The organism is Polaromonas sp. P2_G11, assembly GCF_056403595.1.
Genome location: NZ_JBFUFE010000001.1, coordinates 538,801 through 563,584 on the forward strand (window position 1 = coordinate 538,801; position 24,784 = coordinate 563,584).

The window sequence follows — 24,784 nt, forward strand, 5'->3', positions numbered from 1 at the left end:
AGAAAGAAAATTTCAAAGACGCTACTTGGGCCTAGCGGATTTAGAGGACTGCAGGCGTCCCCGTTTCGCTGGATTTCGCAGGCAGCCATGCTGAGTAGTTACCGCCGCTGAGCTCTAACCCAAGTTTGGACAAAAAGCGACCAGTTCTCTGCATTGCTACACCGCTGGCTATGCCAACATACATTTCCGCAGCAGTCCGGGCATGTGCCCAGGCGCGGAAGGCCATCACCATCTTGATGGCAGCCAAGCCCCCTCTATGCTGAGGGTGCACCAACAAAAAAATTGACGAAGCGATTCGCTCGTGGGAAAAAAAATACTCGTCGATGCTGCCAATCATCAAGCCGTGCATCCCGCCAGAGCTATGACGCGCACCCACAAAGAACGTGGTGGACAACGGTTTCTCAACCATGTGGGCAAATCTCTGCGCCACACGCTCATCTTCGTAACACAAGCGCGAAAACCGGCTTTCCACATGGCAAAGCCGCCCAAGCTCCACCAATTGCGGAATGTCGCCCAATGTAGGTGGTGCGATTTTCACGCGGCAGATCCATGCAATTGAACAACCGGCGATTGCGCAGCCTGCTCCCACTGCACCTGAGCAGCCAGCAGGGCGTCATGCGAATCTTGACCGTCAATCGCTTCAATGCTGATCAACGGTGTTGTGTCTTGGGCTCCAGTAACAGTGTTTATCATTTGCACCATCAGCAAGGCCATATGCTCTGGCGTGAGCGGCACAGCCACTACAGAGGTCGCAACAGGTTCGACCAGCGCAACCGAAATAGCATCACCATTGGGCTGTGCGATAGCGGCCGCCGTCGAAGCGCGACCAGCCTCAGAAGCATTCATAGCCGCTAACGTACCTGGCAAGCGAGCGGTTTCATCAACCGCAAACGCCACATCACCCACAGCACCCGTGCGACCATCCGACCACGTAAAGCGAGATTGCCCCAGCTCAGTGACACCGTCCAACTGCCGGATTTGATGGTCGCTTGTGAGACCAATTTGAGTGATGCCGATTTCGTCCAAGGTATGAAACTCGCCCAGAGAGCTCACGCCATTGCCATCAGCATCTTGCCAAACCCCGAATTCCCGCCAACGTGCATCCAACCGGCTCAGCAAGGCGTCGCCATTGCTGTCAAAAGTGGCAAGGCCTTCCAGGTCAGTACGCGAACCGGCGAGGTAGCTTGTAAAAGATATTTCATCAAAACGATCAATCACCCGGTCGGCGCCTATGTCACGCACCAACAAACCGTCGTCGGTCGACACCCACGCCAAGTGCTCTCGCCAGCCGTCGCTATTAACATCGAAATAGGCTTTGGAATCGTCCAGGCCCACGTATTGCAAGCCATTACCATTCAGGTCCAGCGTGACAGGCTTTTTACCGCCGCCTCCACCACTTGCGTTAGAACCCATATGCACGGTATTGATGGCAACGGTGGTACCGGCACCGCCGCTGTCAGTCACATTGATGCTGAAGGGATCAGCACCGCTGTAGCCATCGCCTCGCTGGCTGTAATACTGCCACGCGCCCGTCTCACTGACCCAATAGGAGCCAGCCTGGGTGTGATCGATCGAGTCCGGCGCGTTTGCCGCTGTGTACAGGTTGGCCCAGGCATGGCCATGCTGTGCCGATGCACTCAGTCCAAAACTAAGTTGATCTGAATTTCCGTCCGGGTCAAAAGCCACCACACCGCCGTTTTGACGATACGGATCATCGTCCAGATAGCCCGATTCGCCACTCGTAAACGTTGCATCCTGATTATCAAAACCGACTGGGCGCAGGTGACCGTTGAGGTAGGTGCTACCGCCAGATCCAATAAGCAGGCCACTGCCCAACAGTGAGCGTGCCTGACTTTCTGAGTAAACCAGCACCGTCGCCTGACCGATTACCACGGTGGCGCCGCTTTCATCCACGCCGTAAACGTTTTGCACCGTGGCTCCGTAAATTGGTCGGCCATACCATATGTCTTCGATGACGGGTGCATCGTTAACCGATTGCACATTCAGATAAGCAGTTGCCCAAGTCTGACCACCTTCTCCATCATTGCTTCTGTACTCAAAAGTGGCTGTGCCAAAAAAGTTGGAACTGGACTGAAACCGCACACTGCCGTCTGCCTGCAAAGTGACTGTGCCATGGCTGGCGTTACGCACGGCATCCACCGTCAAGTTGGCCAAGCCACTCGCATCCGGATCTGAGTCGTTGGCCACGAGTTGGCCGCGCTGGATAACAAACACAACATCTTCAAATCCGATAAAACTGTCGTCTACCGCCAAAGGATTCACATTGATTGCCGAAAAGTCAATCTCCGTTGTACCCACGCTTTGCCCGCCGTCCGCATCCTGCACTACGTACTGAAACTGCCCCCGCCCCGCATAACCCGGCGTCGGCGCAAAGGTCACCGACCCATTTGCATTGAGAACCGCACTGCCATGGATCATCCCTTGTACTGCCACGATACTCAAGCCGGTCGGAGTCTCCCGATCCGTGTCGTTGGCCAGCAGCGCTGCCTGGCTCAGGGTGTAGGTCGCGTCGCGCTTGCCCATCAGCAATTCGTTGTTGACCACGGGGACATCGTTGACCGATGCCAGATTCACCATCGCTGTGCCTTGTACCTGCCCACCGTTGCCGTCATCGACTACGTACACAAAACTGGCCGGGCCAAAATAGTCCTGTTCTGGCGTGAACTGAATCGTTCCATCGGCCAGCAAGGCCACCGCGCCATGCTGCGCACCACTTACCGCGCTGATGTTCAGCACCTGCCCGTTGGTGGCCATGTCCACGTCAGTGTCATTGGCTAGCAACAAGGCAGGGTTGATATTGAGAACCACGTCTTCGTCACTTGCAATGCTCTCACCCGCGACCACGGGCAGATCATTGACGGGCAACACCGTCAGACACATGGTCGCCTGGGATTCAAGGCCCTGACCTGCAGCGATCAGAGCATCGCTGCGGTCACCCACCCAGTAGCTGAACTGGGCCGGGCCGTTGTAATTGAGATCGGGAACGAAGCGCACCATGCCATCGGCTTGAAGAAAGGCCTGGCCATGCTCAGCCAAACCGACACGCGTGACGTGCAACACATCACCATCCCGAGCTGTGTCCACATCAAAGTCATTAGCCAGCAGGTCTGCAACGTTGAACATCAGTGTGTTGTCTTCGTTACCGACGGCGGTGTCATCCCGCGCAGTAGGGGCATCATTGACACTGACGATCTCCAGCGTAGCGTTGGCCACCGTGCTCAAGCCGTACTGGTCTGTCACCGTGTAGGAAAAGCTAGCCCTTCCGTAGTAGTTGGTCTCCGGAATAAAGACCACTTCGATGCCGCCAGTCTCGTTGATACGCAACGCAACCTGACCATGACTTGGGTTACCCACAGCGCTAATGCTGAGCATGGGCCTGTTCAAGAAACTTGCCGCGTTCAAAGTGCTGTCGTTGGCAAGCAAGGTTTCGGCAGTGAGGCGCAGTCCGATGTCTTCGGTGCCGGCGATTAGCTCACCTTTGACTTCGGGATAGGCCAGTAGCACATCGGCACCCATCACAGTGGCGATCAATCCCGCAGTATGTGCAGCTGAGGATGTCCAGTTCGATTCAGCAGAACTCGCTATTGAATTGATAGCTGCTTGCGCCTGTATTTCTTGGGCTAGAGCCTGATTTAACGCATAAATATCGCCCGTCAACTGCCCTTCCTCGCTATTTTTGAGGTGCACGTCTGAAATGACGCGACCGAGCTGCAATGACGACAAATCGACGTGCGCCGGGTCTGCCGGAACAGTCGGACCTGAGCCCGACGGCGTGTTGCCTGACACAGAGGCGGACGGCACATTCGGGTCCAAGCCAGTCAATGCCGCTTCGATGGCCGTGCCAGCCAAACTGCTGTCTATTGGCAACGACTCCGCAGAAACCACCGTTGGCCATTGCACCGCACTTGCACCCAGTGCCAAGGCGACCAAAGGCGTGATACCGGTCGCCGTACTAAACATGCTGCCGTCTGCACTGCGAATCATCGCTGCCGTGGCTTCCCGCTGGGCTTGCAACGTAGTGACCGCTCCAAAAGGTACGAATCCAAGCGGGTTACCTGTTCGGTTGGCCAGTGTACGAGCCGTCGTGGTAGACAAACGGCTGTCCTGGGCGTCAACCAGCACCGTTTGGCGGTCATTCGTGCCATCAGTATCTATATCCCCGCCATGCGTGTGCGCCGCATCGCCATCAAAGGTTCGGGTGTTGACCGCATGCAATGTGGCAATAGCCGGGGCATTCGCCTGTTCGTCCAGCTGCAATACGCCACCCGTGACGGACTGGTATGCCACGCCCAAAATGTCGCCGGTCAAGGTCTGCGCTGTAAGAGCGACGCGGCTACCATCAACCTTGATGATCCGGGGTGAACTGCCGCTGAAGTCGATAGCAGCGATACCTGCTTGCGTCAAAGTCTGTGTTTCGCCCTCGCTGCTTGCGTCGGCGTTAACGTCTATCCATAAGCGCAATGCAGCGAATGCCGGATCTCTCACATCAAGAAACTTGTCGCTATTCGTATCCAGCCAGTTCAAGCTGCTCAGGGCCGAGCCGCTCAGATTCAGGAGCTCACCCGCACCAATGACACCATCTCCGTTGACATCTATCGCCAACGCGCTTTGGTTGGTGGCCAACCACTGGCTGCGCTCCAGATAGCCGTCGCCATCGATATCTATCAGGGCGTTTTGAAGGGCGGGCTCAACCGGCAGCGCGAGTGTGAGAGCTTGCAGTGTCTGGTGGACGCCGTCGGCCAGCTCTTGTGGCAAGCCTGCCTGCGCAGCAGGCAAGTGGATGCCCTGACTTTGCTGGTAATGTGCCAGCACGGTCTGGACCTGCCACGTCGGAGCAATCGCGCCCTGAGCATGCTGCATGAAGTCCCCGGCCAGGGTTTCGCTCGTACCATCGCCCCGGCTACCTTCGCCATCGTAGTAACGAATCTGAGATTGGCCATTCTCATCGGTCCACTTCAGGTACACAAATCCCTTGGCACCGTTGGCCAGATTGAAGCCATCGGGGTCGTACTGATAGCCTATAGCGGGCAGCAGATTGGGAATTAGAGCGCAGCTGTTGCCTGCCTGGTCACGGGTGTTGGCCAATTGAGCTTGCAGGCCATCGACCAGGTTTTGCATCCAGCTTGTGGCAGTAGCGCCGCCGCCTTCCGTGTCCTGATCAGTGACGACGAGGATATTGCCTGCTCCGTCCCATTCGGCATGGGCCAGGCCTTCGCGCATGGGGATATCGGGTTCGTCGGCAAACAGGCCGCCCAAGAGGGTGAGGACAACAGCAGCCACCGCGCCCCAAGGCCCTATCATGCCCAAGCTGCTCATGAGGCTCAGTCCGCTGGAAGCGATACTGACTCGATCGCCCGAATCCAGCGCAAGCACAAAGCCCAGAGCAGGCAGGAAGTTACCGCCCAAATTTTGGCTAATCAACCCGCTGTTGGCTATGCCTGCGGTGGACGTCAGGCTCTCTACAAGGCTGAGCCCGCTGTACAAGGCACCACCGGCATTGCCTTGGTCCAAGGCACTGAGCAAACCCAGCACGCCAGCAGCCGTTCCCAAGTCGCCGGGCAAGGCACCGCCGCCGCTCATCTTGTCTAGTGCGTTGTAAATGCTGCTTACCGCGGCAAGCCGCTGCAAGTCGCCCATGTCGTCCCAATGCTGCAAGCCGATGATGCTGTTCATCAGGCCGATGGCGCTGGCTGCCTGGCTAACTTCGGCCTGCTCTTGTGCGTCTTGGTATTGCTGGGCGCTTACGATGGCATTTGGGTCACCGGATGCCGCCCGGGGGTTGAGGTAAACGCTCGCCCCTCCAATGTCTTTAACCTGTACCCAACCGTTCGACAATCGGGTGACTTCGCCCACCATGTCACCATCGGCGTTGACGAGGAAGCTGCTAGTGTCGTTGAAGGGCAGCACGTCCAGCCCGGCTAACTGACCCTCGCCGTATGCTCCGCCACTGTGACCGCCGGCAAAGTGGCTGGCTAAGTGGGAGGCCGGAATATCGACGACGTTGAGTGGTTCGTCTACACCGTGACCACCATCAGTAACCACAGCGTTGTCGGTGTGAGTCCCAGCATCAGCGTACACCGAACCGGGCTCTGCTGTAGCGGCCTGATTCAGGCCGGTTTCAATGGCTCTAAGCTCGTCGACGCTCAAAGCACGAAAACTGGTGATTTCCGCTGCGCTGGCACCTGGGTGCAAATTGAATAGACGCTGCGCTTCCTGATCAAAGCTTTGCTGGAGACGCTCCTCTGTATTCAAGCCGTTTGGGTCAGGCCATTGGGTCTGTCCTTCTGGACCGATGCTACGCGTGTAGGTAGTGCCACCCACCGTATAACGGTCACCCACACGATTTCCCGCTAGATCCCACTGCCCTTGGAATTGCAAAGTGTTGCCGACCCAGTGACTAAATGTGGTCGCAACTTCACCATCGGCAGGGTTGAGGACGCTTTCCATCACCGTGGTTTCACCCCGTTCGGTGTGGCTCACACTGAAATAGCCGAGTTTGCCTTTAGGATCAAAAACCTCGCTAACAATGTCACCTTTTTTGATGCTGCCGTTGGCGCTGTCCGCTTTCGCAATGAAGCCAAGTGTGATTGAACCATCTTCGTGATGTATGACGTCACGATTTAGGACCAGGGCTAACGCATTGGCCGCAACTGGCGAAGATGTCGAGGTGGCTGGTGCTGCAATCGTTGAGGCGTTGATTGAATCCGTGATCCAGACATTGCTTTCTGGGCCAACAGGCAAACCAGTCATCAAGTCATAAACCGTACGGTCTTCCCAATCGCCCCCGGCTTGCTGCGCCAACGGATGCACTCCACTCGTGGGGGAACTGTCTCGCCCCGCCGTGTCGCCGGGCAACGACGACTGTGCGAATCGATCCAAGCGAAACATGATATTGATGTCGGCATTCGCGTTAGTGGAATCGCCGCTAAAGAACTTTAGGACGGCACCCGCCCCCTCTTTCCATCCAGCCGCTATCAGTCCGGCCTCCGTGACAATGTGTCCTTCTACAGTTTGCCCAATCATTTCCCACGAACCGTTGGCCTTTAGCTCGCTTTTGAGCTTGCCCATGTATTCGACTCGCGCGGCCTCCTGCGCTGTTGGGTTGTCACGAAAACTCTCTGGGTTGCTCACCCCGTTGGAGCGGGCCTTGTCGGTCCAATTGCCATCAGTGTCCATCCAGCCGATAGCCTTGAGACTAGTGGCGCGAAATCCGTAGCGGCCAATAGCGCCTATGCCTTGGCCGTCCTGCGCCCAACCGCCATAGCCGTTGTTAGGTTGACCGCTGGATTCGAGCGCAGCTAGGGTAGTGGCAAATGCCGTATTCGCATTGGGCAGATCGATAGGGAGTGGTGGCGTAATACCACTGCTGGCCGCTGCGACGTCAACACGGGCACTGAGATCGGCGGCGCCTTTTACTATTGGAAAACCACCGTTCCCGGGTAAAGTGATGAAGCCAGCGTTGCCGGCTTCGGGAATATTGAATACTGGCGCATTGGGATTTGCACCGTTGAGGTGCTGATCGAGGGTTCGGTCGTATAGCTCGGGTTTAACTTCAGCGAAACCTTTAAAGGTAGTGGAACCACCCCAGTGGATGCCTGGGTTGATCTTTTCATCGGTGGTGAACGGCTCAGTTGGCTTCAGCTTTCCTATGTTGTTGCCGCCAGCCATCGACAGAAATTCTCCGGTCTTCGTCACAGGGTCATATGACTGAACAATGCCAACGTGTCCACTAAAGTAGACTAAGGTTCCGGGCTTGACGGTAGCGGTCTCGGGATTGACGACGCTTGCCCAACTACCATCGAAAGTTGCTGGATTAGTCATCACCGCGGAGGTCGCGTAAGGAACGTTGTACCCGGATTCGCGTAAGACGTGATAGACCAGACCGGAGCAATCAAAACCTATTGCCGTGCCGGTGCTGTTGCGCACATTACCACGGGTACTTCCTGTGCTGTCGCTACGAAAGGTATTGCCGGTGTTATAGCGATTCGCGTTGGTAATGATGTCGCTCATCTACTCAAACCTTATTTGATTTTTCGAAGAACTTCTAAGTCCGCGTCAAAGCGACGGGCTATGTCGAGGTCGCGCTGCCCAATTGAACGAATGGCACAGGCGGGATGCTGAAAATCCACTTGCCGAGGTTTCTTCCCAGTGGCACGTTCAATTTCGTTTGTGCAATATCCACGCGCAAGACTTTGATGATTTTCAATTGACTTCACAATTCGCGTAATTGCAGCCCCCAAGTAAACTGCTCGCGGTGGAAACGGATCCTGAATCAACCATCTCGGTTCCACTGCATCCACATACTTACGTTGCTCATGGTCATAGTGGCGATATTGACCGTTGCCGCTTCTGGGAAGAAACAGACTGATGCCATAGCTCCACTGCCGGCGATGTGGATCGATCACCACATATTCGCCCTGTACGGTGCCAAACTGTTTCATCATCTTCAGCAATGCATCACCGTCATCTGCGTTGTCCAGATACGCTTCGCGTTTTCCTGTTTGCGTATTCTTGACCTCGAGACCTAACCATGAACAACGCCTGTCGGCTGGAACTTTGTCAGAATTGAAAAGCCGCAAAGCCAGCACTTCAGCCTCAACAGTTACATACACCTCATAAGGCAAGGCCTTGGGTTGATTAACGGGAGGGGTCGGGTCTTGTGCATATTGCACTTTGGTGACTTTGATGTCTTTGACCAGCATTTCCTGCGTGCACTTGCCGAAGGTCGGCGTCACCTCCCGCGTGGTGGTCTTACCGGCTGGCACTTTTAACTGTTCAATGCCGTAGGGCGGATAGGACTCGAAGAGAGGCCTGTATTCAATGAGATCGCTGCCGCTGGTGTAGCGAAACATGCCCTTGAAATCACGTCCAATTAAGGCCTCAATAATCGCTTTCGGCTCGTTGACTGGGCTATCGTTGGCCTGAGGGGCCGCGCTGACTGCCGCATGAAATGTGATTGCAGCAATAGCGATGCCAAGCCATGCACGATAGCCAGGAGGTGGCGGGTTGGGAACAAGGCTGTTGTCGCGGGCGTCACTTGCGCTAGCGCATTCGGCCTGAGCCAACCGTTCGCGCACGAAAATGCAAGGCCCGTCGGCAAGCAGACGGTCAGAAAAGATCTGAGCGTATCCTTCTGCGCTTTGACATGGCTTTACGCGGCCACTATTTTTGTAGCTCTCCCTCATCTCACCCCCTTGCATTTCTCTTATTTTTTACGCTCACCAGCGTTGGCTCGATTTGATGAGCTCATTTTTTCTTAGGCGTGCAATCCTACGATGCATTTCTTCGCGCACCCCTGTCAGAACTAACAGGTACGTTGTCATCGCACTACATGTACAGCGTCAGAAAGTATGAGATGTCTAACATTAATACAAAAAGGGGTCGAGGCTTGTCAAACAGCGACCGGTCAATGTCAATTGATCCCGCACCTAACTGCGTTTTCTGGTGCGGACTTTCGCTTCACCTCCACATGTAGCAGAGTATCGCGAGGTAAGCTCCAAACACTTCGACGAAAGGACCTTGCCATGCGCACGCATTTTCTCAACGCTCTTGCACTAGCGCTGCCGATAGCCCTCTCCGCGTGCGGAGGCCCCGCGGCATCAACGCCAGCATCTGCGCCGCCAAGCGGTGCTTGCAACGCCGCACCAGCCCAATTCGCCGTGGGCCGCAATGTGAGCGCAGCGCTTCAAGAAGAAGCCCGCACACGCGCCGGCACCAAAACCGTCCGGGTGCTGAAGCCCGGGCAGGTTGTGACGATGGAGTTCAATGCTGATCGGCTAAGCCTGACTGTGGATGATGCCGGGCGCGTGACGCACGTGAGCTGCGGTTAAACAAACCGCTGTGGAGGCCAGTCAGCGCTTGCGGCTTTTGGCTTCTTCTTTTTCCAGCTGCTGAAGCTGGCGCTTGCGCTTGGCCTTGTTGAGGGACTCGGGTTCTGGGGGGCGGTTGCGCAATGCTTCGGCTTCGCGGGCCTGTGATTTTTCTTTGCGCTTTTTGTCGCGGAAGTGCACAAACAGCCGGCCCAGCGCGAAGCTGACGGCGCAACTGATAACCAGAAAAATAACGGCTGGTGTTTCCATAGATTTTGTAGACGGGATGTTGCGTTGACGTTGACGTTGGCGTTGGGCGTTGACGTGGGCGCTAGTCGGCCAGAAACAATGTCTGCAGGTCGTTCAAAAAATCAAAGCCGCGCTCGGTGGGCTTGACGCGTACGAAGTCTCGTTCGATCAGGCCCTTGCGTTCGGCTTCTTCAAGGCCGCGCTGAATGGCGGTGACGGGCAGGCCGGTTTTTTCGGTGAAGTCTTGCAGCTTGAAGCCGTCGCGCAGGCGCAAGGCGTTGAGCATGAATTCGAAAGGCAGGTCGGCGCGGCTGACTTCTGTTTCTTGCGTGACGGCTTCGCCGGTCAGGGCCTTTTCCATATAGAGCTTGGGCTCGCGAAAGCGTACCTGCCGGACGACGCGGTGCGCAAAGCTGAGCTTGCTGTGGGCGCCGGCGCCTATGCCGAGGTAGTCGCCAAACTGCCAGTAGTTGAGGTTGTGAAAGCAGCGGTGGCCGGGCCTGGCGTAGGCCGACACTTCATAGCGCTGCAACCCGGCGGCCTGCGTGATCTCGGTGATTTTGTCGAGCATGGCGTAGGCGGTGTCTTCTTCAGGCACCACGGGCGGGAATTTGGCGAAGTAGGTGTTGGGCTCGATGGTCAGGTGGTAAATCGAGATGTGCGGGGGCTGCAGCGCCAGCGCCTGCCGCATGTCCTGCTCCAGGCTTTCCATGGTCTGGCCTGGCAGCGCGTACATGATGTCGAGGTTGAAGGTGTCGAAGGCTTGTGCGGCTTCTTCTACCGCGGCGATGGCCTGGGCGCGGTCGTGCACGCGGCCGAGGGCTTTGAGGTGTTTGTCGTCAAAGCTCTGCACGCCGACGGACAGGCGTGTGACGCCGGCGCTGCGAAAGGCCTTGAAGCGGTCTTTTTCAAAGGTGCCGGGGTTGGCTTCGAGCGTGATTTCGCAGTCGGCTTCAAGCCTGAGGCGTGCGCGGATGTCGGCAAGCAAGCGGTCTATGGCCTGCGGCGAAAACAGGCTGGGTGTGCCGCCGCCAATAAAAATGCTGTGGACCATGCGGCCCCAGATCAGGGGCAGCGCGGCCTCCAGATCGGCCACTACGGCGTCGATGTAGCGCTGCTCTGGCATTTCGCCCGCGACCTCGTGCGAATTGAAGTCGCAATAAGGGCATTTCTTGAGGCACCAGGGCAGGTGCACGTACAGCGACAGCGGCGGCAACGCGGCCAGCTGCAGCGTGCCGCTGCGCATGTAGTGCTGGATGTCTTGCTGGGCCATAAAAGGAAGAGTGGTTACAGCCAGCGCTCACGCATGAGTTCGATCATTTGCCGTGCGGCCTTGCCGCGGTGGCTGTTGGCGTTTTTTACCTCAACGGGCAACTGTGCAAAGGTTTGGCCGAACTCGGGGATGTACATCACGGGGTCGAAACCGAAGCCGTTGCTGCCGACGGGCGCGGGTGCGATTTCTCCGGCCACGCGGCCTGAGGCAATCAGTGGCTCCGGGTCTTCTGCAGACCGGACCGCCACCAGGGTGCTAACCAGCGCCGCGCGACGCTGGGCGGGCTGCGTCAGGCCGGCCATTTGCTCCAGCAAGGCTTTGACGTTGTTGTCGTCGCCCTTGGCATAGCCAAACTGCGTGGCGTAAAACGCGGTGTCCACGCCGGGCAGGCCGCCAAAGGCATCCACGCACAAACCGGCGTCGTCGGCCAGCGCGGGCAGGCCACTGAGGCGCGACGCCTGGCGGGCTTTGGCAAGTGCGTTTTCCACAAAGGTGCGAAAGGGCTCGTCAGCCTCCGGCAGGCCCAGCTCGGCCTGGCTGACCAGCGTCAGGCCCAGGGGAAGGAGCATGGCCTTGAGCTCGGCGAGTTTGCCCTGGTTGTTCGACGCAAGTACGATTTTCATAAGCAAAAAATGGCTCCAGGCCAATAGGGGTCTGCGCGAGCAGCTATTAATTTGATAGCGACTGTTTCTGCATGCCGACCAGTTCGACGATGCCTTTTTCGGCCAGAACCAGCAGCGCGTCCATTTCCTTGCGCGAGAACGCCGCACCTTCGGCGGTGCCCTGCACTTCCACGTAGTTGCCGGCGCCGGTCATGACGACATTCATGTCGGTGTCGCAGGCGGAGTCTTCGGTGTATTCCAGGTCCAGCAGGGGCGTACCCCGCACGATGCCGACCGAAATTGCCGCGACGTGGTCGATGATGGGGGTTTGCTGGAGCTTGCCGCTGGCCAGCAGGGTATTAACGGCGTCCTGCGCAGCCACAAAAGCGCCGGTGATGCTGGCGGTGCGGGTGCCGCCGTCAGCCTGAATCACGTCGCAATCAAGATGGATGGTGCGCTCGCCGAGTTTCTTCAAGTCAAACACCGCCCGCATCGACCGGCCGATGAGGCGCTGGATTTCCTGGGTGCGGCCGCTTTGCTTGCCGCGGGCGGCTTCGCGGTCTCCGCGGGTGTGCGTGGCGCGGGGCAGCATGCCGTATTCGGCGGTGACCCAGCCTTCGCCGCTGCCCTTTTTGTGGCCGGGCACTTTTTCTTCAACGGAGGCGGTGCAGAGCACCTTGGTGCCGCCGAACTCGATGAGCACCGAGCCTTCGGCGTAGGCCGTGTAGTGGCGGGTGATGCGCACGGGGCGCAGGGCGTCGGCCGCACGCGCGCCGCTTCGTTCAAACTGACTCATGGTGGATGGCTTTCTGGCAAGGCGCCGGATTGAATGGCGGAATTGAGGGGGAACGGAATTGGAATGGAGCGGAAACGGGAGAGGCAAGCGGCGCCGAAGGCGCAGCCACCGAAACGGCTAACCCGGGGTATCAGGCTTTTCTTGCGGCTGAGCGGCGAATGGCTTCGTTGATTTCAGCGATGGAGCGTTCAATGGTCGCTTCGTCAAGGTCGTCCACCACGGTATCCAGCACGCCGGCCTGGATGGTCGAGGCGAAAACGCCGTCCATGATGCTGTCGGTAGACACCCCCCGGGTGGATTCGAAGGCGTCAGGCGTTTCCCACTCCATGGCCAGCACGGTGACGTTGTCGCTGTGTTCGCCGCCGGTACGCAAGGCATTTTCAACCAGGTCGGGGACGGCATCCGAAACCCCTTTGCCGGCCAGCTGGCGGACAATTTCCTCGTCACTCAGGCTGCCCCAGAGACCGTCGGAGCAGAGCAGCAGCTTGTCGCCCTGCTGCAGGGTCACGGGCCCGGCAACGTCAAAAACAGGTTTTGTAGGAGAACCGAGGCAGGTGAACAGGATGTTGCGGTTGATGCGTTCGAGCTTGATGACGCCGGCGCTCTGCTGCTCCAGGTAGGAGTGGTCGCGGGTACGTGTCAGCAGTTCGCCGTCTCGCACCACATACAGGCGTGAATCGCCGCAATGGACCCAAGTGGCTCCGGTGCCCTGCAAAATCGCCGCGACCAGCGTGGTGCGGGGCGTGTCGAGCATGCCTTTTTCGCTGGCGTAGCGAATGATCTGGTGGTGCGCCGCCATCAGCGCGGTGGAAAGAAATTCGGTGGTGTCTTCAATGACAGGGCGCGCTTCTTTCTGGTACAGCGCGGAAATGGTCTGCAGCGCAAGCTGCGCCGCCACTTCGCCTTCAGGATGGCCGCCCATGCCGTCTGCCAGCACAAACAGGCCCGACTCTCGCGTGTAGCAATAGCCCATCCGGTCTTCATTCTTCTCGCGCCCGCCTTTTCGGCTTACCTGAAAGACTGAGAATTTCATTTGAATTTAGTCGCGTAGCCAGTGGCCTTGCGCGCTGTTTTTTTCGTGTCAGACACCATATTGTCAAACTGAAGGCGAACCTTTTCGCTGACGGTGAGTTTGGTGTAACGACGCTCACCTTCCCTGCTCAATTCTTTTTGCAATGCAAATACCGACTGCGGCCGTGACAAGGGGTCAAGGGACATGCACCACTCTACAACTTCAATCAGGTTGTCGGAATACACGCCACGCAAACGGGACAGGGCTAGCGACAAACGGTCTTTTTCAAGGCGCTGCGGCGCGTCATTGGGGGGGTAGCCCTGCATGGTGGCGTAAATGCAGGCACCGATCGCATAGATATCGGTCCAGGGACCCATGGAGGAGTCCCTGCGGTACATCTCGGGGGCAGCAAAGCCCGGGGTGTACATGGGGCGGATGAAGTTGCCTTCCTTGCTCAGCACCTCTCGGGCTGCGCCGAAGTCGATCATGACGGCACGGTTATCGTCGGTAATGAAGATGTTGGCGGGCTTGATGTCCAGGTGGAGCATCTTGTGCTGGTGCACGATGCGCAATCCCCGAAGGATTTCGTCGAAAAGCGAACGGATGGTCGACTCGCGGAAAACCTTCTGCTTTTTCAGCTCACGGGCCGTGATGATGAAATCCTGCAGGGTTCCGCCCTCCAGGTAATTCATGACCATGTAAACGGTCTCGTTTTCACGGAAGAAATTCAGCACACTGACCACGGAGCCGTGTGAAATCTGGGCCAGCGAACGGCCTTCTTCGAAGAAACTTTTGAGTCCCAGACGATACAGCGAGAGCTTTTCAGCCTGGACCTGCGGAAGCAATTCCCCCGGGGCCCGGCCAGCCAGGGACGACGGCAGGTACTCCTTGATGGCGACCTGCTGGCCCTCGTTGTCGACGGCCAAGTAAACTACGCCAAAGCCACCGGCTGAAAGCTTTCGCACAACACGATAGCCACCAATCACGGTGTCGGGCGGCAATGGTGCGGGCTTGACCTTTGACATAATTTGGGATGAGCCAGAATGACTTGGTCAGTCTGGGTCTTGTTCTCTCTCTAGTAAAGCGTATTTTTAAATGTCAGTTTACAGCATGACGGGTTATGCAGCCGTGCAATCGAGCATGGCGCAATCCGCCCCGGAAACTGAATCGGGCGCGGATGCCAGCTCCCGTCTGGGCGTCGAAATACGCTCCGTCAACAGCCGGTTTCTTGATTTGGCGTTTCGCCTGCCCGACGAATTGAGGCAGGCCGAGCCCGCATTGCGCGAATTGCTCACCGGCAAGCTCAAGCGCGGCAAGGTAGAAGTGCGGGTTTCGCTGGAAAGTACCTCGGCCGGCACCCTGCGCGCGCCATCTTCGGCAACCTTGCAACGGCTCGGATCGCTGGAGGACAGCATCAAATCCTGGCTGCCGCAGGCACCCGCACTCAGCGTGGCAGATATTCTGCGGATCGCCACCAATGAGGACAAAAAACCACATGACTACAGCGATGAGCTGCTCAAGCTGGCCAAAAAGGCCTTGAAAGAGCTGATGGCGGCCCGCGAACGCGAAGGCGCCCGGCTGGCCGACATGCTGCTTGACCGCACGGGACAGCTGCGTGCGCTAGCAGCGCTGGCGGTACCCATGGTGCCCAAACTGGTTGAGCAACAGAAAACCCGCTTCCTGGAACGCTGGAAAGAAGCCATGGCGCTGTCGGACGGCGCCACGCTGCCGGAAGTTGCACAGGACCGGGCGCTGACAGAGGCCACAGCCTTTGCCATCCGCATTGACGTCGCGGAAGAAATCACCCGCCTCTCCTCGCACCTGGATGAAATTGACCGCCTTCTGGCAAACGGCGGGGAACTGGGCAAGCGCCTGGATTTCCTGATCCAGGAGCTGCACCGCGAAGCCAATACACTGGGCTCCAAATCGGCGTCCCTCGAGCTGACACGCATTTCTGTCGACATGAAAGTGCTGATAGAGCAGATCCGTGAGCAGGTCCAGAACGTCGAATAGCCCCGCCCCTAGCCTAAAACACCGAAATCACCGCCCAGGACGCATGGACTACCCCGGAAACCTCTTTGTTGTAGCCGCCCCCAGCGGGGCCGGCAAATCCAGCCTGGTCAAAGCCCTTCTTGAACTGGATTCACGCATCCAGCCCGCAGTGTCACACACCACACGCCCTCCGCGCGGCCAGGAAAAGCACGGCAGGGAGTACTTTTTTCTCTCGCCCGAGGACTTTGACGGCATGGTGCTGCGCGACTCCTTCCTGGAATGGGCACATGTACACGGCCACCGCTACGGCACCTCGCGGCAGACCATTGAGGAGCGAATCGCCACCGGCGCCGACGTGATTCTGGAAATAGACTTTCAGGGCGCGATCAACATCAAACGGATTTTTGCCAATGCGGTGCTGATTTTCATACTCCCGCCAAGCTGGGAAGAGTTGCGCTCGCGCCTGCAGCGGCGTGGCGAAGACAGTGCCGAAGTCATCGAATTGCGGCTCAAAAACGCGGCCACCGAGATGGCCCAGGCCCGGGAATTCGACTTCGTTATAATTAACGAGTTATTTGAGCGGGCAGTTTTCGACCTGAAAACCATTGTGCATGCCCAACGGCTCAAGTTTTCGGCCCAGCGGCGAGCCCGCGCCGAAACCTTCCAGGCCCTTCAAATTCCCTGATTTCACCCGCTTTCCCCGTTATCGATCACACCGGAGATCACCATGGCCCGCATTACCGTTGAAGACTGCCTCGAAAAAATCCCGAACCGCTTCCAGCTGGTTCTGGCTGCCACCTACCGTGCACGCATGCTCAGCCAGGGGCATGCCGCCAAGATTGAAAGCAAGAACAAGCCTGGCGTCACCGCCCTGCGCGAGATCGCAGAAGGCAAGATTGGCCTCGAAATGCTGAAAAAAGTGCCCTCCTGAGTCAAATCCGGCACCGAAAAAAAGCACCGCAATGCGGTGCTTTTTGCATTTATGGCCTCATAAAGTCCATTTTTTTCATGATTTATTCATGCCGCGATACATTTAAGGCATGAGCGCCATGCTTTCGCCTGTTGTTTCGAGCAAGTCGACCCCCGCCGCCGCGAACGCAGCAGCGGCAAGCTTTGCTGCGCTCACGGCGAAACTCGACTACATGAGCGCTGCCGACATTGACAATGTCCGCCGCGCCTATCGCTTTGCCGATGAGGCCCATCTGGGCCAGCTGCGCAACAGCGGCGAACCCTATATCACCCACCCTATCGCCGTCGCGCAACAATGCGCCGAGTGGAAGCTGGATGCACAGGCGCTCATGGCCGCCCTGCTGCATGACGCCATTGAAGACTGCGGCGTCACCAAGCCCGAGCTGATCGAGCGTTTCGGCGCGCCGGTGGCTGAACTGGTGGACGGGCTGACCAAACTCGAAAAGCTGGAATTCAACACCCGGGAAGAAAACCAGGCTGAGTCTTTCCGCAAGATGCTGCTGGCCATGGCACGCGACGTGCGGGTCATCCTGATCAAGCTGGCTGACCGGACGCACAACATGCGCACGCTGGGCGATGTCCCGCGCGCCAAATGGACCCGAATCTCGCGCGAAACCCTGGACATTTACGCGCCCATCGCCCACCGCCTGGGCCTGAACACGACCTACCGGGAATTGCAGGACCTTTCCTTCCAGCACCTGCACCCCTGGCGCTACGCCACCTTGACCAAGGCGTTGCAGAAGGCCCGCGGCCGCCGGCGCGACGTGATCAAGCGGGTGCAGGGAGAGGTCGAATCGGCCTTTACCGGCGCCCATGTGCCGGTGATGATCTCGGGACGAGAAAAGACGCTGTATTCCATCTACCGCAAGATGGATGAAAAGCACCTTTCGTTTGCCCAGGTGACCGATCTCTATGGGTTTCGAGTGATCGTGAAAGACCTGACGGCCTGCTACACAGCCATGGGGGTGTTGCACCAGCTCTACAAGCCCCTGCCCGGAAAGTTCAAGGACTACATCGCAATCCCGAAGATCAACGGTTACCAGTCTCTGCACACCACGCTGGTTGGCCCCTTCGGTACCAACATCGAGTTCCAGATGCGCACCGAAGCCATGCATGTGGTGGCGGAATCCGGGGTCGCGGCGCACTGGCTCTACAAGGCCACCGACCCGGATGGCGACGCTTCGCAGCGGCTGGGGACACAGTGGCTGCAATCGCTGCTCGACATCCAGCAGGAAACACGCGATGCGGCCGAGTTCTGGGATCACGTCAAGATTGACCTGTTTCCCGAGGCGGTCTATGTGTTCACGCCGAAAAGCCAGATCATGGCCATGCCGCGCGGCGCGACCATCGTGGACTTTGCTTACGCCATTCACAGTGACGTGGGGCACCGGGCCGTGGCGGCCAAAGTCAACGGCGAGCAGGTGCCACTTCGCTCAGAGCTGCATAACGGCGACGTGATCGAAATCATCACGGCGTCGGTCTCCAGCCCCAACCCCGGCTGGCTGGGATTTGTACGCACGGGGAAAGCCCGCTCCAAAATACGCCACCACCTGAAAACCATGGCGCTGTCCGAGTCGCAAGACCTGGGCGAAAAAATGCTCGCGCAGGCGCTGCGTGCCGAGGGCATCGAACGCGAACGCCTCCCCGACGACGATGAAGCCCACCACGCCACCTGGGAAAAGATCCTGCGTTTTACCGGCAACCGGTCACGTGCCGATCTGCTAACCGACATCGGGCTGGGCAAACGGATCGCCAGCATGGTGGCCAAGCGCATCGTCACCCTGCTTGCCGAAACCGGTGAAAAACCCAATGCCCTGCTCATGAGCCGTGAGCGCTACACCGCCCATGAGTCTGTGTCGCAAGGCGCGCTGGTGATCGATGGGAGTGAAGGCGCCTCCGTGCAGTTTGCCCCCTGTTGCCGCCCGATTCCTGGCGACGGCATCGTGGGCTACCTGGGCCGCGGTGAAGGTCTGGTGATACATACTGATGACTGCGCTGTCGCCAAGCGACTGCAGCACCGTGACAGCGAGCGTTTTATCGCCGTGGACTGGTCCGACGAGCCTGTGCGGACGTTTGAAACAAACCTCTTGGTCACCGTCTCCAATGGGAAAGGGGTCCTGGCGCGAGTGGCGGCTGCATTGGCCAGTGCCGAGGCGGACATTACCCATGTCGACATGGGCCAGGAGCCTTCGCATGACGCCACGGACCTGCGCTTCGGCGTGGCCGTGCGCGACCGCATCCACCTGGCTTCCGCCTTGCGCAGCGTGAAGCGCACACCTTCCGTACTGCGGGTGCAACGCGCCAAATCGTCCGGCTAATCCGCTGTCGATTTGTCCGGTGCGGGATAGTCCACTTTCAGTACCTCGAGCGCCTGTACACCCTGCGGAGTCATGAGACTTACTTCATCGCCAACACGCGATTTGAGCAGCGCTCTGGCGACAGGTGATATCCAGCTGATTTGTCCTTGGGCGCTGTTGGCTTCGTCAATGCCGAGAATGGTCACGACTCGCTCGACTCCTTCGCCATCGGCGTAGGCAACTGTCGCGCCGAAAAAAACCTGGTCGCTACCGTGGTGCACCGACGGGTTGCTGATTTCCGCAATTTCCAGTCTCTGCGTCAAAAACCGGATTCGCCGGTCGATTTCCCGCAGCCGCTTTTTGCCGTAGTGGTAGTCGCCGTTCTCGGAGCGGTCTCCATTGCTGGCAGCCCAATGAACGATTTCCACCATTTTGGGACGTTCGCTGTCGATCAGGTCCAGAAGTTCGCTGCGCAGGTGTTCATAGCCCTGTGGTGTGATGTAGTTTTTGCCGCCTGCAGGCAGGGGTGCGAGCGTCGGCTCGTCGTCCTCCGGCTCGGTTTCTTTGGTAAAGGCTTTGTTCATGCTCCGGCCACCATAGCATTCATGGCTGCCGGCCGTGAATGCACCTAAAAATCTTCCATTTTCAGCACGAGGGGATTTTCAGGCGTGTAGCTCACACCCGCCACGACCAGATCAGCGGCCCGGGCGTGAATCATTTCAGCATCCTGTTCATACGCTTTTTTCAGGGAGTCCGGCCCAGGCACGGCGCCGAAGAACTCCTCCATCGCCTCGCGCGAAATCCTGACGGGAATGGTGCTGCCCGCGTACGACAAGCCAAAACTGAGCCACTCGCCGTGGTCCTCGACATTCAGTGATCCCATGTTTCTCCTCCGGAATTAGGCTTCCAGAATAGCGGAGCTCTTGTTGGACGTACAGCCCGTCCGGCGCCGCCCAGTCCCAGGAAAACCACTATCGCGATGGCAACGGTATGAAAAAGGACCCCAAAAGCGGCCCCCCGGAAAGAAAAATAGCCTAGAGGGATGAGCCTCTAAGCTATTGAAATCACTTAAGAAAGTGGTGCGGCTGGCAGGAATTGAACCCACGACCCCTTGGTTCGTAGCCAAGTACTCTATCCAACTGAGCTACAGCCGCTAAGCCTCAAATTATAGCTTATTTAAATGGTAGGGCGTGAGTGACTTGAACACTCGACCAAAGGATTATGAGTCCTCTGCTCTAACCAACTGAGCTAACGCCCCACTCAAGGGATCGATTGTAAGGGCCTACTTGCTATGGCTAAGCGCGGTGCTCACCAGCTTGGAGGTGATGTCGACAATTTGGATCATTTTTTCGTAAGGCATACGCATGGGCCCTATCACGCCCAGGGTTCCCACGACCTGTCCGTCGACTTCATAAGGGGCTGTCACCACAGACAGTTCCTGATACGGAATCACCTGGCTTTCGCCGCCGATGTAAATCCGGACTCCCTCGGCGCGGCTCGAAACATCGAGGAGCCGCATAAGTTGCGCCTTTTGCTCGAAGAGATCAAAAAGCTTGCGCAGGTTACCCATGTCACCGGAAAAGTCGCTGACGGCCAGCAGATTGCGTTCGCCGGAAATAACCACCTCGTCGCGCGACTCGATGGCCTCCGAGCTGACCTTGACCGCCGCCTGCATCAACGTGGCGATTTCACCGCGAAGGGCTTCCACCTCGTTCTTCAGGCGCTCTCTTACCTCTTCAATCGCCATGCCAGCGTAATGTGAATTGAGGAAATTGGCCGCTTCAACCAATTGGGACTGCGTGTAGTCCGCTTCGGTGAAGATGACCCGGTTTTGCACATCGCCGTCAGGCGAGACGATGATCACAAGAAAGCGTTTTTCGGACAGGCGCAGGAACTCGATATGGCGAAATACCGACGTCCGGCGTGGCGCCATGACGACACCCACGAATTGCGACAGGCTCGACAGCATGTGCGCCGCATTGCTGAGCACTTTTTGGGGTTGATCAGGTGCCAGTCGCGGCGCACCGATATGGCCCGACGACGACAAGGGGTCGCGCTGGGTGGTCAACATCGTGTCCACAAAGAGCCGGTAACCCCGCGCGGTAGGAATGCGCCCTGCCGAGGTGTGCGGGCTGACAATCAGGCCAAGCTCCTCGAGGTCGCTCATCACATTGCGTATGGTGGCCGGAGACAGTTCAAGGCCGGAAGCTTTCGAGAGCGTGCGCGAACCTACCGGCTGTCCATCGGCAATGTAGCGTTCAACGAGTGCTTTCAGCAGCAATCGGGCACGATCATCAAGCATGGTGCCATTCTACGAAGCTTCGGTTGCCATGTTGTGATGTAATTTGCCGATGAAGTCGCAATTTCGCCATGTCGCATTGATCGGCAAGTACCACGCACAAGGTTCCCGGTCAGCACTGGAGGAGATCGCACACTTCCTGGGCACCCAGGGTTGCGAGGTGGCGATCGAGCAGGACACCGCCAGCAACACCGGCCTGACCCGGTTCCCCACCCTTGACGCAGCCGGCATCGGCGCCCAATGCGACCTCGCCCTCGTCGTGGGGGGGGACGGCACCATGCTGGGTATAGGCCGGCTGCTGGCCCAATTCGGCATCCCCCTGGTGGGCATCAATCAGGGCAGGCTGGGGTTCATCACTGACATCGCCTTTGAGGACTACCAGAACACACTCATTCCCATGTTGCGTGGCGAGTATGAAGAAGATCGACGCTGGATGATGCAGGCCGAGGTCGTGCGTGACGGCAGGTGCGTCTTCAGCGCCACCGCCATGAACGACGTTGTCGTGAACCGCGGAGCGACCGCCGGCATGGTGGAACTCCGTGTGGAGGTGGATGGCCGCTTTGTGGCAAACCAGCGCGCAGATGGCCTGATCATCGCCTCGCCGACCGGCTCCACGGCCTATGCTCTTTCAGCGGGCGGGCCCTTGCTGCACCCATCGATTGCCGGCTGGGTGTTGGCGCCGATTGCACCGCATACCTTGTCCAACAGGCCCATTGTGCTGTCGGACTCGGGCGAAATTACCATTGAAATCGTCTCTGGCCGCGACGCCAGCGCCAACTTCGACATGCAGTCGCTGGCAAGTCTGTTGCATGGCGACCGCATCACCGTCAGGCGCTCCGAACACCAAATGCGTTTCCTGCACCCCAAAGGCTGGAGCTATTTCGACACGCTTCGGAGAAAGCTGCACTGGAACGAAGGCGTGGCCTGACCGGCCAGGATTCAAGTTATGAGCCTCAAAACCATATCGCTTCGCGACTTCGTCATCGTCCACAGGCTTGAGCTGGATTTGTCCGGCGGCTTTTCGGTGCTCACCGGTGAAACCGGTGCGGGCAAATCCATCCTGATTGACGCACTGCAGCTTGCTTTGGGCGCCCGAGCCGATGCCGGCGTAGTTCGCGAAGGCGCCGCACGCTGCGAAATCAGCGCAGAGTTTGACAGCCCCGCCGGCCTGGCCCCCTGGCTGGAACAAGCCGGCTTCGACAGCAGCGAAACCCTGCTGCTCAGGCGCACGATAGACGCGCAAGGTAAAAGCCGCGCCTGGATCAATGGCAGCGCGGCAACAGCCACCCAGCTCAAGGACATCGCCGACCAGCTGGTGGACATCCACGGCCAGCATGCGTGGCAAAGCCTGACCCGCCCCGACGCGGTACGCGGCTTGCTCGACTCCTATGCGGAAGTCTCTACCGGCGAGTTGTCACGCCTCTGGCAGCAATGGCGGCTCTCCCAGAAAACATTGAACGACGCGCACGAAGCGCAAGACAGCCTGCAGCGCGAACGCGAGCGGCTGGCGTGGCAAATCGGTGAACTCGACAAGCTGGCGCCCGGGGCCGCCGAATGGGACGAACTGAATGCTCAACATGGGCGGTTATCCAATGCGCAGGCACTGCGCGATGCCGTACAGGCCGCCGTCGACGCATTGCAGGAGTCCGACGAGAACGCCACCGCACTGCTGGGACGAGCCATTGCATCGTTGCAAGGCCAGGAACACATCGAACCCGAGTTCAAGGGCATCCTTGAGGTGTTAAATGGCGCTCTGGCCCAGATGGAAGATGCGGTGCATTCGCTCAACGGCTACGCACGGCACGCCGAGCTGGAACCCCAACGGCTGGCCGAACTCGACGAACGTCTTTCGCTGTGGGTCAGCCTGGCACGGCGTTACAAACGCACCCCGGTCGAACTGCCTGAATTGCTGGCCTCCTGGCGGGCTGAGCTGCACAAACTCGACGAAGCCGCCGATCTGGTTCAATTGGAAAAAAATGAAAACCAGGCACGGTCAGCCTACCTGGATGAAGCCAGCCAGGTGTCGAAGGCGCGCAGCAAAGCTGCCCCAAAACTCGCCAAAGCCATTACCCAGGCCATGCAGGGCCTCGGCATGCAGGGCGGAAAATTCGACGTGGCGCTCAACAAACTGGAGCAACCGGCCCAGCACGGGCTGGAGCAAGCCGAGTTCCTGGTAGCGGGCCATGCCGGCAGCACACCTCGCCCCGTGGGCAAGGTCGCCTCCGGCGGCGAGTTGTCGCGCATCGCGCTGGCCATCGCCGTCACCACCAGCCAGTTGGGGCAGGCGCAAACACTCATATTTGACGAGGTTGATTCGGGCGTGGGGGGGGCCGTGGCCGAAACCGTCGGACGGCTGATGAAACAGCTGGGCAAGGACCGACAGGTCATGGCTGTCACCCATCTGCCGCAGGTGGCAGCCTGTGCCGATCAGCACCTTGTAGTTGCCAAGCGAGCCGAAAACGGCACCACCCTCAGCACCGTAGACCATGTCAACGGGGAACAGCGCGTAGCTGAGATTGCCCGCATGCTGGGCGGCGAGCGGCTTTCCGGCACCACGCTGGCCCACGCCAAGGAAATGCTGGGACAGTGATGGCAGCACTGGAAATGGTTCTTATCACCGGCATGTCGGGTTCCGGAAAATCGGTTGCCCTGCATGCACTGGAAGACGCCGGTTATTACTGCGTGGACAACCTTCCACCGGAATTGCTGACGCCCTTCGTCGCACTGGAGCAGCAGCACGGCGCCCAAAAAGTTGCCATTGCCATGGACGTGCGAAGCGCAGTCTCGCTTCCCCTGGTACCCCAGCAATTGCGGCAGTTGCGCGCTTCCGGCGTGGCGGTGCAATCCCTCTTCCTGGATGCAAACACGGAAACTCTCGTGCGCCGCTTTTCCGAAACGCGCAGGCTTCACCCTCTGTCGCGCATTGACGCCTCCGACCAGCACCGGGCGTTGGTAGACGCCATAGAGCTGGAGCGGGAGTTGCTGGGTGAGATGCGCGAGCAGGCCCACGTGCTCGACACCAGCATGATCCGCTCATCACAGCTGCAAGGCTATGTGAAGTCGCTGATCTCCGCTCCCAGCACCCAGCTCACGCTGGTGTTCGAGTCCTTTGCCTTCAAGCGGGGCGTGCCGCTGGACGCGGATTACGTGTTTGACGTTCGCATGCTGCCCAACCCACACTATGAATCGGGCCTGCGCCACCTGACCGGGCTTGATGAGGCCGTGGCGAGCTATCTCAAGGCCCACACGGAAGTGGGCGACATGTTCCGTCATATCGAGCAGTTTCTCGGTCATTGGCTGCATGCGCTGGTACGTGACCACCGGAGTTATGTGACCGTGGCCATCGGCTGCACCGGCGGCCAACACCGATCCGTCTACCTTGTCGAGGAATTGGCCGCAGCTTTTGGCCAGCAGTGGCGAACGCTGAAGCGGCATCGCGAGCTCGACGCCGTTTGAGTCCAGATA

Annotated in this window: 20 protein-coding genes and 2 tRNA genes; 8 read left to right on the forward strand and 14 right to left on the reverse strand. The window is 58.5% G+C overall.

Going from position 1 to position 24,784, the window contains the following annotated elements; genetic code table 11:
• Positions 1-40 precede the first annotated feature (40 nt).
• Genes AC1DWQ_RS02705 through AC1DWQ_RS02715 form a run of 3 tightly spaced genes read right to left on the reverse strand, consistent with a single transcriptional unit; the run spans position 41 to position 9,206 of the window.
• A complete protein-coding gene (locus tag AC1DWQ_RS02705) occupies positions 41-538 on the reverse strand; it encodes a hypothetical protein (protein WP_477668263.1) in 498 nt (165 codons plus the stop codon).
• Positions 535-8,031: a tandem-95 repeat protein gene (locus AC1DWQ_RS02710; protein WP_477668264.1), complete on the reverse strand. Its 7,497-nt coding sequence runs from the start codon at positions 8,029-8,031 to the stop codon at positions 535-537. The genes AC1DWQ_RS02705 and AC1DWQ_RS02710 overlap by 4 nt, the downstream gene beginning before the upstream one ends.
• An 11-nt stretch (positions 8,032-8,042) precedes the next feature.
• Positions 8,043-9,206 carry a hypothetical protein gene (locus tag AC1DWQ_RS02715; protein ID WP_477668265.1) on the reverse strand — a complete coding sequence of 388 codons (1,164 nt, stop codon included), beginning with the start codon at positions 9,204-9,206 and terminating at the stop codon, positions 8,043-8,045.
• A 339-nt stretch (positions 9,207-9,545) separates the two neighbouring features.
• Between AC1DWQ_RS02715 and AC1DWQ_RS02720 the strand changes: the two genes are divergently transcribed.
• Complete coding sequence (locus AC1DWQ_RS02720; protein WP_477668266.1) at positions 9,546-9,851, forward strand: I78 family peptidase inhibitor; 306 nt, start codon at positions 9,546-9,548, stop codon at positions 9,849-9,851.
• A 21-nt stretch (positions 9,852-9,872) separates the two neighbouring features.
• On the opposite strand, the gene AC1DWQ_RS02725 is transcribed toward AC1DWQ_RS02720, so the two are convergent.
• The 6 genes from AC1DWQ_RS02725 to AC1DWQ_RS02750 form a co-directional block, all read right to left on the reverse strand.
• Complete coding sequence (locus AC1DWQ_RS02725) at positions 9,873-10,100, reverse strand: hypothetical protein (protein WP_477668267.1); 228 nt, start codon at positions 10,098-10,100, stop codon at positions 9,873-9,875.
• Between the two features lie 61 nt (positions 10,101-10,161).
• Positions 10,162-11,352 carry a radical SAM family heme chaperone HemW gene (gene hemW / locus AC1DWQ_RS02730; protein WP_477668268.1) on the reverse strand — a complete coding sequence of 397 codons (1,191 nt, stop codon included), beginning with the start codon at positions 11,350-11,352 and terminating at the stop codon, positions 10,162-10,164.
• 14 nt (positions 11,353-11,366) lie between these two features.
• Entirely contained in the window at positions 11,367-11,975 is a 609-nt protein-coding gene (gene rdgB / locus AC1DWQ_RS02735; protein WP_477668269.1) for an RdgB/HAM1 family non-canonical purine NTP pyrophosphatase, read from the reverse strand.
• 46 nt (positions 11,976-12,021) lie between these two features.
• On the reverse strand, positions 12,022-12,750 hold the full coding sequence (gene rph, locus AC1DWQ_RS02740) for a ribonuclease PH (protein WP_477668270.1): 729 nt from the start codon (positions 12,748-12,750) through the stop codon (positions 12,022-12,024).
• A 130-nt stretch (positions 12,751-12,880) separates the two neighbouring features.
• Positions 12,881-13,783, reverse strand: a complete 903-nt coding sequence (locus tag AC1DWQ_RS02745; RefSeq protein ID WP_457282179.1) for a PP2C family protein-serine/threonine phosphatase — start codon at positions 13,781-13,783, stop codon at positions 12,881-12,883.
• Entirely contained in the window at positions 13,780-14,787 is a 1,008-nt protein-coding gene (locus tag AC1DWQ_RS02750; protein ID WP_457282180.1) for a serine/threonine protein kinase, read from the reverse strand. The genes AC1DWQ_RS02745 and AC1DWQ_RS02750 overlap by 4 nt, the downstream gene beginning before the upstream one ends.
• Positions 14,788-14,857: 70 nt before the next feature.
• On the opposite strand from AC1DWQ_RS02750, the gene AC1DWQ_RS02755 reads away from it, so the two are divergent.
• The 4 genes from AC1DWQ_RS02755 to AC1DWQ_RS02770 all read left to right on the forward strand — a co-directional run bounded on the left by AC1DWQ_RS02755 (position 14,858) and on the right by AC1DWQ_RS02770 (position 19,041).
• Positions 14,858-15,775, forward strand: a complete 918-nt coding sequence (locus AC1DWQ_RS02755; protein ID WP_477668271.1) for a YicC/YloC family endoribonuclease — start codon at positions 14,858-14,860, stop codon at positions 15,773-15,775.
• A 43-nt stretch (positions 15,776-15,818) separates the two neighbouring features.
• Positions 15,819-16,439, forward strand: coding sequence for a guanylate kinase (gene gmk, locus AC1DWQ_RS02760; RefSeq protein ID WP_477651217.1), 621 nt, complete (start codon positions 15,819-15,821; stop codon positions 16,437-16,439).
• Between the two features lie 42 nt (positions 16,440-16,481).
• Complete coding sequence (gene rpoZ, locus AC1DWQ_RS02765) at positions 16,482-16,685, forward strand: DNA-directed RNA polymerase subunit omega (protein WP_011482283.1); 204 nt, start codon at positions 16,482-16,484, stop codon at positions 16,683-16,685.
• 109 nt (positions 16,686-16,794) lie between these two features.
• Entirely contained in the window at positions 16,795-19,041 is a 2,247-nt protein-coding gene (locus AC1DWQ_RS02770; RefSeq protein WP_477667766.1) for a RelA/SpoT family protein, read from the forward strand.
• Here AC1DWQ_RS02770 and greB read toward each other — a convergent pair.
• The 5 genes from greB to hrcA all read right to left on the reverse strand — a co-directional run bounded on the left by greB (position 19,038) and on the right by hrcA (position 21,322).
• The gene (gene greB, locus AC1DWQ_RS02775; RefSeq protein WP_477668272.1) at positions 19,038-19,604 is read right to left on the reverse strand and encodes a transcription elongation factor GreB; all 567 of its coding nucleotides are present in this window, start codon (positions 19,602-19,604) and stop codon (positions 19,038-19,040) included. The genes AC1DWQ_RS02770 and greB overlap by 4 nt on opposite strands.
• Before the next feature lie 44 nt (positions 19,605-19,648).
• A complete protein-coding gene (locus AC1DWQ_RS02780; RefSeq protein WP_457282185.1) occupies positions 19,649-19,903 on the reverse strand; it encodes a hypothetical protein in 255 nt (84 codons plus the stop codon).
• A gap of 194 nt (positions 19,904-20,097) precedes the next feature.
• A tRNA-Arg gene (locus AC1DWQ_RS02785) sits at positions 20,098-20,174 on the reverse strand.
• A gap of 27 nt (positions 20,175-20,201) precedes the next feature.
• Positions 20,202-20,278: transfer RNA gene (locus tag AC1DWQ_RS02790), tRNA-Ile, on the reverse strand.
• 24 nt (positions 20,279-20,302) lie between these two features.
• A complete protein-coding gene (hrcA, locus tag AC1DWQ_RS02795) occupies positions 20,303-21,322 on the reverse strand; it encodes a heat-inducible transcriptional repressor HrcA (protein ID WP_477668273.1) in 1,020 nt (339 codons plus the stop codon).
• A 49-nt stretch (positions 21,323-21,371) separates the two neighbouring features.
• Between hrcA and AC1DWQ_RS02800 the strand changes: the two genes are divergently transcribed.
• Genes AC1DWQ_RS02800 through rapZ form a run of 3 tightly spaced genes read left to right on the forward strand, consistent with a single transcriptional unit; the run spans position 21,372 to position 24,775 of the window.
• Positions 21,372-22,247, forward strand: coding sequence for an NAD kinase (locus AC1DWQ_RS02800; protein ID WP_477666678.1), 876 nt, complete (start codon positions 21,372-21,374; stop codon positions 22,245-22,247).
• A gap of 18 nt (positions 22,248-22,265) precedes the next feature.
• Positions 22,266-23,909 (forward strand): DNA repair protein RecN, encoded by a 1,644-nt coding sequence (gene recN, locus AC1DWQ_RS02805; protein WP_477668274.1) that lies wholly within the window; start codon positions 22,266-22,268, stop codon positions 23,907-23,909.
• The gene (gene rapZ, locus AC1DWQ_RS02810; RefSeq protein ID WP_477668275.1) at positions 23,909-24,775 is read left to right on the forward strand and encodes an RNase adapter RapZ; all 867 of its coding nucleotides are present in this window, start codon (positions 23,909-23,911) and stop codon (positions 24,773-24,775) included. Before recN ends, rapZ begins: the two co-directional genes overlap by 1 nt.
• The last annotated feature ends 9 nt before the right edge of the window (positions 24,776-24,784 follow it).